Origin of the sequence: Bradyrhizobium diazoefficiens USDA 110 (genome assembly GCF_000011365.1) — a bacterium.
Classification (GTDB): domain Bacteria; phylum Pseudomonadota; class Alphaproteobacteria; order Rhizobiales; family Xanthobacteraceae; genus Bradyrhizobium; species Bradyrhizobium diazoefficiens.
Window position 1 is genome coordinate 2,137,877 of the sequence record NC_004463.1, and the last position, 17,126, is coordinate 2,155,002.

The 17,126-nt window shown below is 60.3% G+C and carries 10 protein-coding genes and 1 pseudogene; 8 read left to right on the forward strand and 3 right to left on the reverse strand.

The window, feature by feature from the left end:
- Positions 1-447 precede the first annotated feature (447 nt).
- Positions 448-813 carry a Nif11-like leader peptide family natural product precursor gene (locus BJA_RS09780; protein ID WP_011084781.1) on the reverse strand — a complete coding sequence of 122 codons (366 nt, stop codon included), beginning with the start codon at positions 811-813 and terminating at the stop codon, positions 448-450.
- A 213-nt stretch (positions 814-1,026) separates the two neighbouring features.
- Here BJA_RS09780 and BJA_RS09785 point away from each other — a divergent pair.
- Positions 1,027-2,021: pseudogene (locus tag BJA_RS09785) on the forward strand (IS481 family transposase).
- 251 nt (positions 2,022-2,272) lie between these two features.
- Here BJA_RS09785 and BJA_RS09790 read toward each other — a convergent pair.
- Together BJA_RS09790 and BJA_RS09795 are read right to left on the reverse strand one after the other, a co-directional pair.
- Positions 2,273-3,592 (reverse strand): type II toxin-antitoxin system HipA family toxin, encoded by a 1,320-nt coding sequence (locus tag BJA_RS09790; RefSeq protein ID WP_011084785.1) that lies wholly within the window; start codon positions 3,590-3,592, stop codon positions 2,273-2,275.
- Positions 3,592-3,843 carry a helix-turn-helix domain-containing protein gene (locus tag BJA_RS09795; RefSeq protein WP_011084786.1) on the reverse strand — a complete coding sequence of 84 codons (252 nt, stop codon included), beginning with the start codon at positions 3,841-3,843 and terminating at the stop codon, positions 3,592-3,594. Before BJA_RS09795 ends, BJA_RS09790 begins: the two co-directional genes overlap by 1 nt.
- A gap of 471 nt (positions 3,844-4,314) precedes the next feature.
- Between BJA_RS09795 and BJA_RS09800 the strand changes: the two genes are divergently transcribed.
- The 7 genes from BJA_RS09800 (at position 4,315) to BJA_RS09830 (ending at position 15,388) form a co-directional block, all read left to right on the forward strand.
- Entirely contained in the window at positions 4,315-5,844 is a 1,530-nt protein-coding gene (locus tag BJA_RS09800) for a Wadjet anti-phage system protein JetA family protein (protein WP_231166582.1), read from the forward strand.
- Positions 5,834-6,472: a DUF4194 domain-containing protein gene (locus tag BJA_RS09805; protein WP_011084789.1), complete on the forward strand. Its 639-nt coding sequence runs from the start codon at positions 5,834-5,836 to the stop codon at positions 6,470-6,472. Before BJA_RS09800 ends, BJA_RS09805 begins: the two co-directional genes overlap by 11 nt.
- Positions 6,469-9,903, forward strand: coding sequence for an SbcC/MukB-like Walker B domain-containing protein (locus BJA_RS09810; protein ID WP_011084790.1), 3,435 nt, complete (start codon positions 6,469-6,471; stop codon positions 9,901-9,903). Before BJA_RS09805 ends, BJA_RS09810 begins: the two co-directional genes overlap by 4 nt.
- Before the next feature lie 2 nt (positions 9,904-9,905).
- Positions 9,906-11,075 (forward strand): Wadjet anti-phage system protein JetD domain-containing protein, encoded by a 1,170-nt coding sequence (locus tag BJA_RS09815; protein ID WP_011084791.1) that lies wholly within the window; start codon positions 9,906-9,908, stop codon positions 11,073-11,075.
- A 514-nt stretch (positions 11,076-11,589) separates the two neighbouring features.
- Positions 11,590-11,880, forward strand: coding sequence for a hypothetical protein (locus BJA_RS09820; RefSeq protein ID WP_014497834.1), 291 nt, complete (start codon positions 11,590-11,592; stop codon positions 11,878-11,880).
- A gap of 951 nt (positions 11,881-12,831) precedes the next feature.
- Positions 12,832-14,130 (forward strand): glycoside hydrolase family 28 protein, encoded by a 1,299-nt coding sequence (locus BJA_RS09825; RefSeq protein WP_014497833.1) that lies wholly within the window; start codon positions 12,832-12,834, stop codon positions 14,128-14,130.
- A gap of 217 nt (positions 14,131-14,347) precedes the next feature.
- Positions 14,348-15,388: a pectinesterase family protein gene (locus BJA_RS09830; RefSeq protein ID WP_011084794.1), complete on the forward strand. Its 1,041-nt coding sequence runs from the start codon at positions 14,348-14,350 to the stop codon at positions 15,386-15,388.
- The last annotated feature ends 1,738 nt before the right edge of the window (positions 15,389-17,126 follow it).

A 17,126-nucleotide genomic window follows, 5' to 3' on the forward strand; every position in this document is an offset into this window, starting at 1 on the left:
GCGAGGATTGATCGTCGACATCTCGCCTTCGTCGCGCAAGAGGTCGCGATGACGCATCATCTCGCGGAGATACTCATCCCACATCACAGCCAGCGGCCACGGCGCAGACTCCGGCTTGAAGCGGTATTGTTGGTAGCCACCGCGCCAGAGCGGCAGCACCTCCATTGGATCCACATTGATGCCGTACCGCTCTGTTACCGCTCGAGGGGTGGCGATTGCCTCCGCAAGCGCCCTGCGGAACTCCTCGTCACCGACTAACCGCTCCATGAAGCGTTTGAGATGCGATAGCGTGCGCAGTTGCTCCGGGGTACGCCGGTCAAAAATCTGTCGGTAGTGCTCGGCGGCAGCGTGTGTCATTGACGAAGCTTACTTCATGTTTTCATCGCACTTCATCGCACTTCATCGCCTCCTCGAGCAACCACCCGATGCGGTCAGAGCGAAGGCATGTCAGACCTCGGCCACGACCGCTACAATAACAACCACAACAACTGCAACGGGCTCAACTGCTGTGGCGTGGTCAGAGGCCGCTTCCGCGGCTTGCGCGCCGCTCGTGGCCACCTCTGCAAGGGCCTGAACAGCGCCGGTCGAGATCGTATCACTCGAATTAAAAGTGCCACCGGCGAGCGGTTTAGTCGTCAACTTCTGTCGAGCTCGAATGCAACTTTTAGCTTCATCAGGTGTGAAGCTGTAGCCGAGGCTCTTTCCGATCGCGACAATCGATGCAAGGCCGGTAGCAATTGGTTTTACGCGTTCAAGCAGACCACCGTCGTTCCCCAGATCGTTGACGAATCGCTCTACGTCAGTTCGCGACACAGCCAGTCTCCGTGCCTTTGCTCAAAGTCGCCAAATCATCCATCTCGGGCTCACAAGCGATTGGTGCCGACGCCGTTAACAGGGCAAGAGGCGTGCCGAATTGAAGATTGCTGATTTTTCGTTTTTCTGACCCTGCGTATCGTCCACTTGGTGACACTTTGTTGCCGAACTGACAATCGGCCCGCTACGCGGGACGAGGTTTTCGTTGACAGTATCCAAACGGAGCAGGTTCTTCACGGCTGCGCCACAACGACGGAGGCAATCCGTCGAACAATACAAAATAGTCAAGAGAGCCTGGGGGCGCTGTCCAAGCGTTATGGATCAATCCGAAGACCGTCGCAAAATGGAAGAAGCGCGGTTCGGTGGCCGATCTTCCGACCGGCCCGAGAGAGCCAAAATCCACCAGTTTGTCGCTTGAGAAGGAGGCCATCATCGTCGCCTTTTGCAAGCATGCGCTGCTGCCGCTGGATGACTATGACTGCCTTTATGCTCTCCAGGCGACAATCCCGCATCTGACACGCTCATCGCTTTATCGCTGTCTTCAGCGCCATGGCATCTCACGGCTTCCGACGTGGAGGATGGCAAGGGCGTAAGGCGCAAGTTCAAAAGCTATCTCGGATACTTCCACATCGACATCGCCGAGGTTCGCACCGCGATGGGAGGGCTTTATCTCTTCGTCGCAATCGATCGAACCTCGAAGTGCGCCTTCACCGAGTTGCACGAAAAGCCACGAGTGTCACAGCCGACTTCTTGCGGAACTTGATCAAGGCAGTCCCTTACAAGATCCACACCGTTCTGACGGACAACGGCACCCACTCACCGACCCAAGCGGTGGGAGTTGGACTGTGGCCGATATCAAAGCCATGATCGAACGAAAGCAACCATTTTGGGCTCATGCCTTCGAGGTGGCCTGCGCCCGCAATGATATCGATCGTTGCCTGACCAAGCCTAAGCATCCCTGGACCAACGGCCAGGTCGAGCGGATGAACCGCACCATCAAGGAGGCCACAGTCAAGCGCTTCCACTACGACACGCATGACGAGTTGCGCAGCCACCTCGCCGACTTCGTCCGCGCCTACAACTTCGCTCGCCGGCTGAAGACCCTGAAGGGCCTCACGCCCTACGAATACATCTGCAAATGCTGGACTTCCCAGCCAGAACGATTCAAACTTAATCCGCTCCAGCAAATGCCGGGACTAAACACCTAGTTTGGAAACGCAGTCGCTGTTGGAGCTTGCATACGGACGGCGCGGGCCGCTCGCCGTCGAAGGAGAGCGGCAATCGCCGTTCTTGAACCGGGCCCGTTTCTTGAGCCGCTGGTTGGCTGCTTTCGGGCAACGCTCCCTGTTGCTGATCGCGCTGCTGCTCCTCTGGTAGGCAGCTTCCAGGTTTGGTTTGGTAGATCCGGTCTTCCTGCCACCGTTCACGGAGGTCATCGTACGCTTGCGCAAACCGGCGATCATTCACTACTCTTGAGCACAGCCAGCGAATTCACACGGCGCTTTGCGCCATCAGCAATCGATATGGCCATCTTCTCCGGAAATCCTTTTGGAAGCGCATTCAGCACCTGATCTATGGCCTTTGCGGCTGTATCGCCGAGCTGCTGGATGACAACCTTGACTGTTTTGTCGGGTAGACCGCAGCTTTTCGCAGTCTGCACGAAATGTCGGCCGAGAACCGTGTGGACGATGTAATGCCGGTTGCTGCCGATCGCCATGGCCAGCTTCATTTGGTTTTGGCTGATCTGTCCAGCGTCCAAGCTCGGTTGGGTCGAAATGATGTCGTAAAGCGGTGCAAGATGAAAACGACCGCCCGGCGCCAAATGAATGCTAAAATTCTTCGCGTGGCCATCGGTGGCGGCAAGCAGCCAGAACACGATCTGCGCCTTGAAGAAAATGGCCTGGTCGTCCTCAGGCGTATCGCTGCCCTTGAGGAAATCCGAGATTTTGCGGATGCCGGGTCCGCCATCGGATTCATACTTTCGCGCGGGTGGAACGGACAGCGCCTGGCAGCAGTCTTCCTGCGGCAGCCGCAACAGGCGGCCGTCGCGCGTCCAGATGCGATCGAACCGCTCAACTGCGAGCACGCGGCGCCCGGCGAAATCGATGATGCTTGATTTGGCGACAGGCAAGCCGAGTGCCGCAACCAGCTCAAGGCACAGATGCTCGTTTTCAACGCTGCCGGTCAGGTCGATTCCGTTCGGCAACTTCCCGATCTGCGGCTTGATAATGTGCGTAGTTGCGGTCGTGCCATGAGGCACGTGCCACTTGTCTTTCCAGTAAAGCAGCGCTGTCTTTTCCTGCGCGCCCGCGAGAGAAATGCGGAAGTCCTGGTCGGGGCCGATGCCGAGCGGATTGCTGGCAAGGTTGCCGAGAATGGCGGCGATCTCCTGATCGCTAGCGGCGCGGCCATCAATGGCGCCGGCGCCCCCGGGTGCGGCACTGTCGGGAAGGAATTGCAGCGCCCCGATGCAATCGCGGCCGATGGCGGAGAGCAGGCTGTAAGCATCGGCGCCATCAGCATGCGCGCGTTCGGCGACGCGTCGGCGGATGTCGTCATTATCGGGCAGAAGATTGTCAAAAACAGCGACGACGGGATCGCCGATATAACGATCCTCCCGCAATGGCAGCGACACGGAAACGGGGATGGCATTTTCCCACGCGAGCCACTGCTTGTCATACTGGAAATCGATTGCGCCACTGCTCTCGCGCCGCAGCCGCCCGACCAGCCGTGCGTTGAGGTAGACGTTGAGCGGCGCGCGGGCAGGGCGACGCGCCATCAGAACAGATCCTCAATCGCTTCAGCCGTCAATTTGGTGCGCGGCCGGATGACCAGCTCGAGGTCGAGCGCGGCCAGCGCATCCATCAAGATGCGCAGCTGCGTTGCAGGTTCACCGGCCTCCAGCTTCGAGACCGTCGCTTGACGCGCATGCATCTTCTCACCGAGGTCCCCCTGGGTGAGCTTCTTCTGCCGCCGGTAGCGCCTGATCCCGGCGCCGATTTGCTGGGGGGTGCGGGCAATCGTATCCATAAAGGCATGATACGCAAACGCGTATAATTTGTCAATATACGCGACCGCGAATATCTACAGATCATACGCTTTCGCGTATACTAGGCATATTGAAATTACTAAAAAGCTAAAGCTGATGATCGATGTAGAGCTGGGCTCGAATCTGCCGGTGGGCGAGAGAGCCTCCTCGACATGTCGAACGTTCGTATCACTATCGTGCCAAGCAACTCCTTGTATCCATTTTGCCGCAATAGTAACAACAACAAATTCAATGACTTGAGGCCGGATTGTTCCCGATCTGAGACCGGACACTAGCTCCGATCGGACCTTTGGAGTCTCGACAGCGATTGAGCTGGAAAGCTATATTAGAACATACTAAGAACTGATCTTCCGGTTGTGTTTTCAAGACCCACTCTCACTAACATTTTGCCCGGCAGGCCGTGCATTTAGTGCCGCCAACTCAGGATGAGGTCGGGCCCAGGAGCCGCGTCATTGACCTTGTTCCGCCATTTGCATGACGACGCCTTTTTAGCTTTTTCGCGCGATCACAAGCACCTGTACGCAGCGTGTCTGCTGGATCTGCACGAACGCTTCTTTTCAGGCGCGCCGTCGTTCCCGACGCCGCAGCAGGTGGTCCACGCCATCTACGACGTCATGCGCGCCAACCCCGTCCTCTGGAACGAGGGCGATGATTTCGGCAGCCTGCCGGAAATGATCTCCGCGAGACGCCGCCGGATCCGGAAGGCCGACGTCGCGCTCGCTTCCGAGAAGGGCGACAAGGCGCTCGGTCTTGCCCGACAACTATACGCCCGGCTGCTCGTCTGGGGATGGCTTGAAGAGGAGGAATACGGGCTTCGCGTCACTGTGGACATGGCTATGGGACCGCTGCTCGTGCTGCAACGGCTCGCGAGCCTCAACAAGGATCTCTCGCAGCGATTCGGCGGCTTGATCGTGCAAATCCGCCTCAACCTGGAGGCCGTCGAAAAACTGAGGCCTGAGATCACCGACCGCAAGCAGCGCGAAGCCGCGCTCGCCGTCCGCGAGGCGCGCAATCAGGCCGACCAGTTCACTAAGAGTCTGCGGGCCATTCTGGCCGACCTGAAGCGCGTCCGACGGACCGTCATGGAGTCGAAAACAGTCGCTACCCGGCTCGAAGCCTTTTTCGAGGAGTTCATCGAACAGCTCCTGCTGAAGGATTTCGAGTCCATCCTCACCGTCAACCATCCATACCGCTTCCGCGACGCCATCGTCGATCTCGCGCGGAGGATCTCCTACAGCCCGGAAACCATGCAGGTCCTCGCCGAGGAGTACATAGCTTCCAGCATGGCAGCCGACATCGAGGACGGTCGAATGGCCGCGGCCGACGACCTGCTGGCTATCGAAAGCATCTTCGATCAGATCGGGGAGATGTTCGACAGGATCGAGGCCTTCCGCAGGCAGCTCGAAGCCCGGGTCCGCAACACCATTAAGTACGCCGAGCGGGGCGGGCAGGGACTCGTCGGCCGGGCCGGCGGCCTGGTGCGGCGCCTGGATGCCTTACTGCGCGACGGCAGGCACCACAAGGCGACAATCGAATGGAGCATCGAGCCGCTGCGGTCGCCCTGGTCGGAGCACCATCAGGCGCCGGCCAGGCAGCCGCGCCGTCCCGTCGAAGCAAGGGAGCTCGCCGAGCCGCCGTCGGATCCGTTGTATGAACTGCGCAAGAAGCTCCGCCTCGAGTACATCGCTCGCATCGCGCCCCGCCCCGAGGATGTCAGACGATTCCTCGAGGGCCAGGTGCCGCCATTCGCGACCAGGGAAGCCCGCTTCATGGAAATCGATACCGTGGACGACTTTCTCGCCTTCGATTGCGCCCGCCGATATGCGCTGACAGGCGAGGTTCCGGCGCAGGTCGCGGCCGGGTTCGAACTCGAACCGTGCCCCGACACGCCCCCACACGACAGCGAATGGCTCCGTTGCGCCAACTTCCTGGTCAAGCGATCGGGCGCACTCCGGAAGGCGAGGGCGGCTCATGCTCAGTGAGTTCGAAAACGTCGAGCGCTCCTTCGGCGCGGAAAAGGCAGCCGACCTCCGCAAAGCGCAGCACTTCCTGCTACGGCGGCAGTTCGTGTTCGCGGGAGACCCCCGGACCGGGACAGTCTACAACACGATCATGGACGGCCGCTTCCGCGACGTGGTCGACGGCTTCTTCGATAGTTGCGGATACCGCGTCCACCGCGATCCGGAGGCGCAGTGGGCCGGCATCGTCGCCATGGACGAGGACGTGCCGCTGCCCCGGATGAAGCTCGACGAAACCATCGTCATGCTGGTGCTGGCGGCATACTGGCAGCAGGAGGTGAACGTCGGAGCAGTCGAGGACCGGGCCGTCGTAGTGGCCACTTTGAACGACCTGTTCGATCGCTACCGCGAGATGGCGCAACACGGCGGCGGTGGCGCGATCTCGGCCGCCCGGTTCCGGGACATCCTGCGCGAGGTCGCCCAACGCAGTTTGGTCGAGATCGGTGATTTTGACGACGAGCAGCAGGACTGCGAGATCAGGATCCGTCCGATGATTAAGCTGATCAGTGGCGGCGATGCCCTCCAACGGCTCGAGCGCTACGTCCGTAGCGAGGAGGCGCGGTTTCCGCAGCCCGCAGGAGACGAGGCATGATGGAGCTACGCCACCTGACGATGGTGAACTGGCACCTATTCGACGTCGCCGACATCGACGTGAGGGGACACGTCGGGGTCCTGGGCGAGAACCGGTCCGGCAAATCCACAATCCTCGACATGGCACAGGTCGTTCTCACCGGCGGGAGCCGGCGGTTCTTGCGCCTGAACGCGGTCGCCGGCGATAGCGGAAAATCGCGCAGCGGCTCGAAGCGCAGCGTCGTCGATTACTGCCTTGGGACGCTCGGCGAAGATCAGCGCCGGCGCGACGAGGCGCGCACCTACATCGCGCTCGGTTTCGAAGACACGGAAGGCGCCCGGTCACCGGTCACGATCGGCATGGCGCTCGAGGCGCGCAAGTCCGACAGCAGGGAGACCGTGCTGGCACTCTTCGTAGCCGTCGGGACCGTTCTGAGCTCCAAGGACTTCATCGAGCAGCGAGGAAAGTCGCAATTCCCGGCGCAGTGGGAGGACGTGCGCGCCCGGATCGTCGCAGCGGTCGGCGAAGGCAACTTCGTCAATCATCGCGACCGGGCGAGCGACTATGTCCGCGAGTACATGCGCCATCTTCTGCCGCATTCGTCCTTTGGCGAACAGAACGCCAGCGCCCTGCAGAAATCAATCGTCAACGCGATGACGCTCGATCACAACCAGACGGCGACGCAGTTCGTGCGGAACTACATCCTCGAGGACAGTCCGATCGGCATCAAGGAGCTGCGCGAGTCGATCCAGACATACCGCAACATCAGCGAGACCATCCGGAAAATGCGCCTCAGGCTCGAAGCCCTAAGGGCGCTTCGGGGCGTCCTCGCCGCGCTTGAAGAGGCGCTCGAGACCAAGTTCAGGGAGGAATGGGTCGCAAAACGCGCGACTTGGCTCGCGGCGCGCGCGACAAACCTGGACTTCAAGACCAAGCGGCGTACCGAGATGGCGCGCCGGGACGCCGCAGCAAAAGAACTCGAATTCATCGACGACGACGTCAAGGCCATCGATAAGGAGATCGAACGCCTCACGGCCGCGATCGCCGAGCACGATGCCAAGACCGGCAGAAAGTCCCTGCAGCAGACCGCCGATGTGGCCGGGCAGGCGGCGCACCGCGCCTCGGCGGACTTCAAGGCTCGCATGGAGAACATCCGTCGCCTGGAGCCGCTACGCGCGATGTGCGCGGACGGTTTCGAGGACTTCGTTCCTGCGCTTGAGCGTCTTCTGACCGCCACCGCCGGGGCCGACATCGGGGGCGTCTCCGACGAGGTCACCGCGGCCGAGAAGTCCTTCGCGGCAAGCGGCGCCAAATGGCTGCCGAAGATCGACGAAGCGCGTCAAAGGATCATCGCGGAGCTTTCCGGCCTCCGCGGCAGGCGCGACGAGGTGCTCGAACGGATCCGACAGCACGCCGCCGGAGGGGCGCGCGCCTATCTCGGCGACGACACTGAACTCCTCTGCCGCAGGCTGCGGCAGGGTGGAATGGTCCCGCGCGTACTCTGCGACATCATCGAAGTCGCCGAACCCGAGTGGGTAGGAGCCGCCGAGGCGCTCCTCGGTCGCGACCGGGAAGCCGTGTTCGTGGACAGAGCGGATATCAGCGCCGCCACGTCAATCTTCAAGGAAGGTCGCCGCGAGTTTCGCCATGCATCGCTCGTGAGCCTAAACAAGCTCGAGCAGTTCAGGGCCAAGCCGGAGCGCGGCACTTTCCCCTCGATCTTCCGGAGCCAGGATCCGGACGCGATGGCCTTCATCATGCGCCGCTACGGCAACGTCCGTCTCGCCGACACGCTCGACCAGTTCAACAGGCCCGGCCGGGCGATAATGAAGGACGGCCTCTACGACGACGGACTCGTCCGGAGCCATCGCTGGATCGAATCCTCGCAGTATAAGATCGGAAAGGCAGCCCAGGCGAACGCCCTGCGATCCCTGCAGGATCAGGCCGAGGAGCTGGGTCGGATCCTGATCGACAAGGGGAAGGAGGCCCATGCCGCGGAGCAGGCTTTTGCCGCTCTGAAGAACATCTGCGAGGGACGTAATGATCTGGGGGCTTGCGCGGCCGCCTTCGCGGCCGCGCAGACTGAGGTCGCTGAAGCTCAGGCCAGGCTCGATGCCCTCGACGGCGCGGGGGACGGCGGGCTTCGCGACAAAAAGAGGGCGCAGCAAAAGCTGAAGGAGAAGAGGCTGGAGGAGAGAAAGACACAGCAGAAGGCGTTCGGCGAGCATGACGGCGAGGTCAGGTCGGCGGAGAGGAGGCTCGGAGAGGGCGAGAACGTGCCCGGCTCCGAACTCAACCTCAGGGTCGCCCGGTCGATATACCGCAAGTTCTTCCCACTCTACTCCACCGCGAAAGGCAGGGCCGTCTACCGCGACCGCCTCGATGCCGCAGCCCAAAAGGGCTTCGCTGAGAAACACCGGGCCATCGCCGAGAAGGCCTTGAAGGATGCGAATGTGTCCGACAACGAGCGCGCCCGGATCGAGCGACGGGTCCGCGAGCTTCTTTACGATTACTTCGACCAGTTCGGGATGAGTTCGCAGGTCGGTGCGGAAAGCGAGCCGCTGCGGGAGGTGAAGCCATGGATGGAGCAGCTGATCTCGGATATCGAATCCAATGAGCTGCGCCAGTACGAAAGGCAGGCGCGGGATGCGGCGGAAAAGGCCTCTACCCTGCTGCGCGGCGAGTTCATCAACGCGCTCACGGCCCGGATCGGAAAGATGGAGCGGGAGCTGAAATCGTTGAACCGTAGCCTCTACGCACATCCGTTCCATAACGAGCGATATTCATTCCATCGCACCCAGATGGTGGAATTCCAGCCCATCCTGAAGATCATCGAGATCGCCAAAACCTCTCCGGAGGCGCTCGATATGCTGTTCCGGGGCGACGTGCCCGATGACTTCCCGCACAAGGATACGATCGTCGCACTCGAGGCGCTGCTCGAGGACCCCGACAAGGATTTCACCCAGTTCGAGGACTACCGCAACTTCTACACCTTCGAGATCCACATGGAGGATGTTGCCACCGGCCGCTCGACCCGCTGGGAGCAGCGGCGCGGCACCGGGTCTGGCGCCGAACAACAGGTGCCTATCTACGTTGCCATCGGCGCTTCGCTGGCCGCCGTCTACGGCAGCGCGGAGCGTCGTGCCGGCAAGCCCGCCGGTTTCGCGCTCGCCATGTTCGATGAGGCCTTCTCCAAGATGGACGGCAAGAACCAGCGGCAGATGATGAGCTTTTACAAAAACCTCGGCCTGCAGTTCGTGATCGCGGCGCCGTTCGAGAAGCGCGTCGCCGTGCTCGAGCACATGGACACCATCGTGGAGGTGGACCGCATCGGCGAGCAGTCCAGGGCCACTGTGGTGGAACTGAAAGAGAAGGCCAAGCGCGAGCTGATGGCCATCGATCCGGACCTGATGTCCGAAGATGAGCTCGCCACCCGTCTGGCCGCCGAGTAGCCATGGCTCGGCGTTTCACGGATGCGATCGGCCTGCTGAACGACCTGCTCAACCGCTTCGAGGCGGGGGCCGCAAGCCCGATCGCCCACCCGGACTACCCCGCTTTCCCATCAGTAGTCGCGGCGGACGCCTTCCTGAAACAGATCAGGGAAGCCGAAAGCGCCGGCGCGGTCTCCCTTGGTTGGGGGCGGGGCCCCATGCGCGACCAAGTGGCACATGTGCGGCTGGCCTCGGCGGAGATCCTATACCGATATCTCCGCCGTACCCCCGCGTCGCGCATCGCGGAGGATGCCGCTGTGCGGCTTGTCGCCGGGGCGGCGATGCACGACTCTCTGAAGAACAGCGCTTCCCAAGTCGCCGAGGTATGGGGGCGGGGGAAAACGTGGCACGGGGTTGCTTCGTCCGATGTCGAGACACTGCGCGACGCGTTCGTTCTCGCCCAGGCCATCCTGGCTAACAAACATCTTGGCGTCGACTACAAGACCTTCTCGAGACGAACGGTGGGGCACAGCAAAACGCTCGAACGGATCGAAGGCGCGGTCGTGCGGCTCCTGAGCGGCATCCTGGAGTTTCCCCCCGGCGCGCGGCCACGCGAGGCGCTCCGGGCAATCGGCCTTGAGCGCTTCGCGCCACCGCTGCTGATCGCGGGCAAGATCGACCTCGATGGAGCCGACCTCTCCGGAATCTCTCCGCTGTATCTCGGAATCACTCCCAAGGAAGCAGATCGCGTCCGCTTCCGGGAGCCGCCGGCCTACGTGCTAACGATCGAAAATTTCGCAAGCTTCAACCGGCACATCGCCGAGGCGGACCCCGGCCGATTAGGAACGACCATGTATGTCGGAGGGTACCCCTCGCTTGCCACCCAGCAGGCGCTGCGGACGATCGCAGGATTGGTATCCGAACAGACGCCGATCTTTCATTGGTCGGACATCGATCCGGACGGCACCTGGATCTTCCACACCATCGAGCGCGCCGTCGACCGGCCGATCCGTGCCCACCTCATGAGTGTCGAAGTTGCCGAGCGTTTGGGACAAGTGCCGTTCAAAAAATCCGCACCCGCTCGATGTCCACCGGACTCCGGTATCGCAGCTCTGGCAGCGTACCTGGCGAAAGATGGAGCCAAGACGCTCGAGCAGGAAGAACTCGATCCAGTCCTGCCAGAGTTTCATTAGAAAATGCGCGCGGACGCTCGTGGTTGCTGCTTTGGCTGTCTCGCTCAGGACGTCATTTGTTTCAAGCGCGACAACAGCACCGCCCGCAACTACGTGCTGCGGGCAAACCGACATCGTTTCTTCATAAAAACGCTCAACCAGCATTGGCATGCCAGTTGCTTGAAGATGGGACGAAACCACCTGTGACTATGATGCTCGTTCAGCATCCGGTTGAAGTATTGAGATGAAATATGCCCGCTTGATCGATGGCAGAGGTCCCCCGATGCGCTTTCCAAACCGGGCGCCTGCCTCGCGAACTCTGCCATCTTGGGATCGCGCTCCGGTTTGCCGGGCAGAAGCCGATTGTCTTGGGGGCTCGCAACGAATGGTGGTTCTCAGCAAGAACGCCAGCGTAAAGGCGTCCTCAGGACGATCGTTTGGCATCGGATTAGCCCATGGTTCGGGGTGGGGCATCTGCGACATGCAGAGCCTGCGCTCTTGAAGCTAGGTGTCGGCCTTGCATCGGGGCTTGCAGATGGTCAATGAGCTAATGCAGAACGATTGGGATCTTGAGAACATACTCAGGCAACAGGACGAGCTCAAGGTCAAGCTGCTTCGCGCCCAATCGGTTGTCGCCGAATGTAAGGCAGGATTGGCGGATCTGGAGCGGAGGCTTGAGTGTCGAGCGGTCTCGATCGATGAACGCCAGCGCAACTCTGCGGCAAACAATTCAATACGCAACGCACGGCCGCCTAAATCGCGAAGCCTCGATAATCCTGTTAACCCGGATGCTGCCGTGGCGTTTTCGCCTCGATGGGACCGCTGAAAGCTGCCGCCGCGCACGTTAACGGCGACAGGTTTTGGGACGGACCTGGCGAAGATCTCGAGACGCATGGTGTTGCGAACCCGGCGGGCGAACTGGACAATTAGGTGCGGCCTTGCCGATAGGCTCGGCTTTTTGGCTGATCGCGGTGCGTCCGCCAGGGATGCGCGCAGAGCAGCACCAGATAGGGGACGTATCGCCGCGTCTTTGGCTAGAGCCTCCTGTTTCGGGGCTGCTCACGTAGATGTCCTGAATCGAGTGTCAAGAGCTCTCCACTTCCAGCCAGTTCGGTCGTCTTGTCCGTCTTTAAGTCGTTGAAATTTCCGATTAGGCGTCCATGGAGGGGGCGCGAGCGGGCGCGTTCAATGACCACGATGGTCCGCTATGGCCGTTGGGCAGGCGACGTGCCGAGCGGTGCTGACCGCGGAAGCCGACCATGCCTCCGGCATCGCATGGATGATGACGGAACTCACTGACTATGTCCCGCAAGCGATCACTCCGGAACAGGGCGGGTAACGGCAGTCATCTAAAAATTCGTGAGACACCAGGAAGAGGGGATCCGGTGCGAATGCGATCCGGTGCCGGCCGTAGCCTCGTCAGCTTCTCGAAAGCTTTCCCGAATACTCACTGCCCACCGATCCTGGACGAGAGGCTGCGTGGACTCACGCGCAATTGGAGTTGCACAAATGAAATCGGGGACCGGTTGGGAGCTCAATCAGTGTGAGCAGGCTGACGTTACGAAGTTGTTGGATTTTCGTACTATCGCAAAACGCTTCATCTTTTTCGCGCATAGGCAAGGTGCTGCTGCGCGATCTCAAGTCCAGGCGTCTACTGCGTCGGATAAATGTCATCTTGTGCGCGCCAGTGACGCACGCGGCGACTCGATCAAGCCAGCGCTCAATACCAGAAAAGGCACGCGACAATGATGCGCGTGACAAAAGCACGAGCAGGTCAATGACAAAGCGTTTTCGCAACTGGGCCCTATTGTCCATACTCGCCTCCATGGTTGTCGGCCCCGCCGCAAAAGCGCAAGACCGCCGGACTATCGCCGAACCTGTTGCACCTGATACGGTCTGTGATCGCCCTGTGCCTTCCGGCAAGAACGATACAGTTAGCCTACAGGAGGCCATTGAACATTGCCCCGATGGCGCTGCAGTTTATCTCGGGCGCGGCGAGTTTCACTCAGGTCCACTCGAGATGAAATCGGGCGTGACCTTATGGGTCGGACGCGGTGCGACACTGATCGCCATCCCCGAACCTGCCGCTTACGACAAGGGCCTCGGACAATGTGGTCGCATTGCGGAAAAGGGCGACGGTTGCCGGCCATTCATCAGCTTTTCTAAAACGCGCGGCGGCGGTATCTACGGAGAGGGCATCATCGATGGTCAGGGCGGCGCGCTGATCGGCGGCGGCGCGGAAACCTGGTGGCAGCTAGCCCGCCGCGCCCAAGCCCAGGGCGGCAATCAGAACGCCCCACGCTTGATCCAGGTCGATCATGCGCAGGATATCACGTTCTCTGGTGTCACCTTGCGCAACGCTGCCAATTTTCATGTCGCGATGAACCGGGTTGAAGGTGCCACGTTTTGGGCCCTCACGATCGATTCGCCGGCGGATGCCCGCAATACCGATGGCATCGATCTTGGCGCCAGTCAGGATGTGACCATCACCCACAGCTGGATCCGTACGGGTGACGACAACGTCGCAATCAAGGCCGGCGACAATGGTTCAAGCAGCCATATCTCGATCATTGATAATTATTTCGGCTGGGGGCATGGCATGTCGATCGGCAGCGAGGTGAATTCCGGGGCCAGAGACATATTGGTGCGTAATCTGACACTGGATGGTACGACGTCGGGCCTGCGCATCAAGAGCGATGTTGGTCGAGGCGGTCTGGTCGAGAACGTGACTTATGAGTACGTGTGCCTGAGGGGCAACCGGTGGCCGCTGGCTTTCGATGCAAAATATGATCCGCGCGCTCAAGGCACGAGGATTCCGGTCTATCGGCAAATCGTTCTCCGTCATGTGCATGGCGACACTGGTGTGCTGCTGATGCGCGGCATAGACGAGCGGCATGCCCTGGACGTGACACTCGAAGATGTTCGATTTGCCAATTCCGCGACTTGGCAACTTGAACATGCGAACGTCAGCGCAAATCACTCTGACGTATGGCCCCCGCTGCCCGGACGAGCTACACAACCGCCGCTGCGCGGATCGGAGGTATGTTCCAAGGCATTCCGCGACGGCAATCGGTAAGCACTACACGCGGCGCCGAACTCAGGTGGTGAGTTCCGCATCTGGGGCCAAGATTACTGGTGTGACGAAGGTCGGGCTCATGTCCCGAGTTGGTTGCTATTGGCCGACAGTTTTGCAGGGCCGGAAATGTCAAGGTGACGCAGGTTCTGATTTGGCGATGAAAATCTTGTGTCGATGCGCGACGGCTATCCCGCTGAGAAACGAAGTGTAAGATCACATGCGAATTTTCGTTTCCTCCGCTGCACTTCTGGCGGGATGTTTCTGCATCGCCGCGGCGTACGCTCATCCACTGTTGGTGTCGCATGCCGGAAATGCAGACTATCACTCCGTGCAGCAAGCCATCGACGCATTGCCGGCGGAAGGCGGAAACGTCCGGATCGCGCCAGGCATCTATCGCGAGAAGGTTAAAATCACGAAATCCGGTGTTCATCTCGCAGGGACTGGCAACAAGCCGGAGGATACGGTCATTGTGTATGGCGACGGCGCGGTCAATGTAGGAGGAACGGCCCGTTCGGCGACGCTGGATGCCCCTAGCGATGACTTCCGGCTCGAGAATCTGACCATTCAGAACGACTATGCCCTCAATCCGGCCAATCCACCTTCGCAGGCGGTAGCGCTGTCCGTTACCGGAGATAGGGACGTCATTACGCGCGTCCGCCTGCTCGGCGCCCAGGACACGCTGTTTGCCGGCAAGGGACCAAACGGTAGAATGTCACGACAATACTTCTCGAACTGCTACATCGAAGGGCATGTCGATTTCATATTTGGCAACGCCAAGGTCTGGTTCCGGCAATGTGAATTGCACGGCATCGCCAATCAAGCGGTCATCTATACCGCTCAGAGCAAGGCAACGCCGGATGAGGACAGTGGCTATGTTTTTGATCATTGCAGGCTAAGTGCCGACCCTGCTGCGCGCTATATCGCGCTTGGCCGCCCCTGGCGCTCCTACGCCACAGTGGTCTTCCTGTCGACAAAGATAGATGCACGAGTGATTGCGGAAGGCTGGCGCGAATGGGCTCCCGGCGAGACCAACAAGTTGAGCACGAGCTATTATGCCGAATATAGATCCTTCGGCATCGGTGCTAACCCATCAGGCCGCGAGCCTCATTCCCATCAACTGAAAGATGGCGAAGCTGCGAGATGGTCGCTGAGAGTGTTCTTCGCGGGTGTCACAGATTGGCTGCCCACGAACCATCAGGTTCGAACAAAGAGCAATGTTCACGGTGAAGGGGTTCCACGGCGATCCTCGGATGAATGAGGGGAGCGAGCCTGATTGTGATGGAGAGTCTTGTACAGCAACCCAACCGCCGCCGGAGCCAAACCGACGGAAAGGGGGGCCGGCGCGACGATCTCATCTGTTCGCCGTCCACCCACATGCGCCCGCTTCAGCTCGCAGATCATCTTGTCCGTTTTGGCGGATCAGTGTCGGCAAGCTCTACGGACCGTCACGTCAGCACGTCGTCATCGCTCGGGAACGGCTGATTTGCCTGTTCAGCGCCTTGCGCAGATCTCCGGAGAGCGAAGTGGGCTGATGCTTCGCGGCTATATTCGTTCGGTCGGTGAGCGACGAAAATTCCCGTGCGCGAGGCGAGGGCGCCTATCTGCGCCCCGTCGAAAGTTGCTTCGGAACGAGAGCTCAGTCGGTCGAAAAGTTGTTGAGGAGACCAAGGCGCGCCGCGGCGAAATCATCGGTTACGGAGGCGCTGCCTCAGCCAACCAACTCGGTTGACGAGGCCGCAGACTGTTCGGCAGGTTTATTTGACTTCGGGGGCGTTCCGCGAGCTCCATCTTGGCAAGCAAGTTGTGGAGTTCAAGCATGCACCGCGTTGGCAGCTTACGATGGCCAAGCCGTCGTGCAGGTGAGGTCGTGCGCGCTCGAGCGGGGCGGTCCCGAGACTGCAAGAGAAGCCTTGCGGTCCCTCAGTCAAAGACTGAGCCCGATTGAAGTGAGCGAATCGAAGTCTGCCGGATCTTCATTGCCAACTTGGCTTGCCAGGCACCGTTACTGCTGCGAACTCAGGACGCCCTGCACATCTTCTCGAAAAAGAATGTTTGGGGTCGTTTTGATGCCTGAACGCGCTCGTCGCCACTGGGCGAGAATCTCGTCTCCGAGCGGAACGTCCCTTTCGAAGGCTTACGGCGCAATTCGCCGTTTCTCGTACGACGTGGATCTCACATACGGCATTCGAGCAACAGCTCCGGACCCGGTGGACAATTTGGTCCCTCAGAACCGCAGTCAAAGCAAAAGTGCTAACGCGCGAGAACGCCTCCGGTCTGCGTCAAGGAAAAGACGTTGTGCGTCATCAATGAACGCCTGCAATAGGACAAGCTCAAGGACGACAAGATGCACGTCACGTATGATCCATTGGAGACGGTAGCGGCTATGTAAGTCCCGCCGTGATGCTTGAATTCGGCGCACGATCGACCGGCGATCCATTGTTAGATCGGTCGACCAATTTCGTCAGCTCGAACACGAAACCGGCGAAGAGGTGCGATAAAATTGGAGCAACTCCGTCCGTCGTCAGGCGGGTGCCGATGCGACGCCGGTCTCGCGCGCAGCAATATCCTGATCTCGTCAGCTTCTTGAAAGGTTGCGGCTACAACAATCGAGAATCTGAAGAGCTGCAATCTCGCCGTAATCCAGGCCGTACGGATTGCTGCAGGGTCTCTACAAACATGAGGAGAGCAGGATGGATCCGGTTGACCCATTCTTCGATTCAGGAGCCTGGATGCGGGAGTACGCCGCGCTGCCGGGGCGGGCGGGTCAGCGACGGGGCGACTCAAGCGAGCAAGGCGACTTTGAGAAGCGTATGGAGGATTTGCATCTCGATCCGTCTGATCAAAGCAAGTCAACTTCACCTGATCGGCCTCCCGCAGGAGGTGGTCGAGCAGTCCGGCGGGACGATTTCGGCGGTTCGATGCGGGCGCCGCCGCACTCCACTTTTAGGGAGAGTGCGCTAGGCGACACGCGCCGGAGCGTAGACATTCCCAGCTTT

Bases quoted from the DNA above. Each gene is read 5' to 3' on its own strand.
- BJA_RS09790 (WP_011084785.1), bottom strand. From the start codon at position 3,592: ATGGCGCGTCGCCCTGCCCGCGCGCCGCTCAACGTCTACCTCAACGCA.
- BJA_RS09815 (WP_011084791.1), top strand. From the start codon at position 9,906: ATGGCTCGGCGTTTCACGGATGCGATCGGCCTGCTGAACGACCTGCTC.
- BJA_RS09825 (WP_014497833.1), top strand. From the start codon at position 12,832: ATGACAAAGCGTTTTCGCAACTGGGCCCTATTGTCCATACTCGCCTCC.
- BJA_RS09820 (WP_014497834.1), top strand. From the start codon at position 11,590: ATGGTCAATGAGCTAATGCAGAACGATTGGGATCTTGAGAACATACTC.
- BJA_RS09795 (WP_011084786.1), bottom strand. From the start codon at position 3,843: ATGGATACGATTGCCCGCACCCCCCAGCAAATCGGCGCCGGGATCAGG.
- BJA_RS09810 (WP_011084790.1), top strand. From the start codon at position 6,469: ATGATGGAGCTACGCCACCTGACGATGGTGAACTGGCACCTATTCGAC.
- BJA_RS09805 (WP_011084789.1), top strand. From the start codon at position 5,834: ATGCTCAGTGAGTTCGAAAACGTCGAGCGCTCCTTCGGCGCGGAAAAG.
- BJA_RS09830 (WP_011084794.1), top strand. From the start codon at position 14,348: ATGCGAATTTTCGTTTCCTCCGCTGCACTTCTGGCGGGATGTTTCTGC.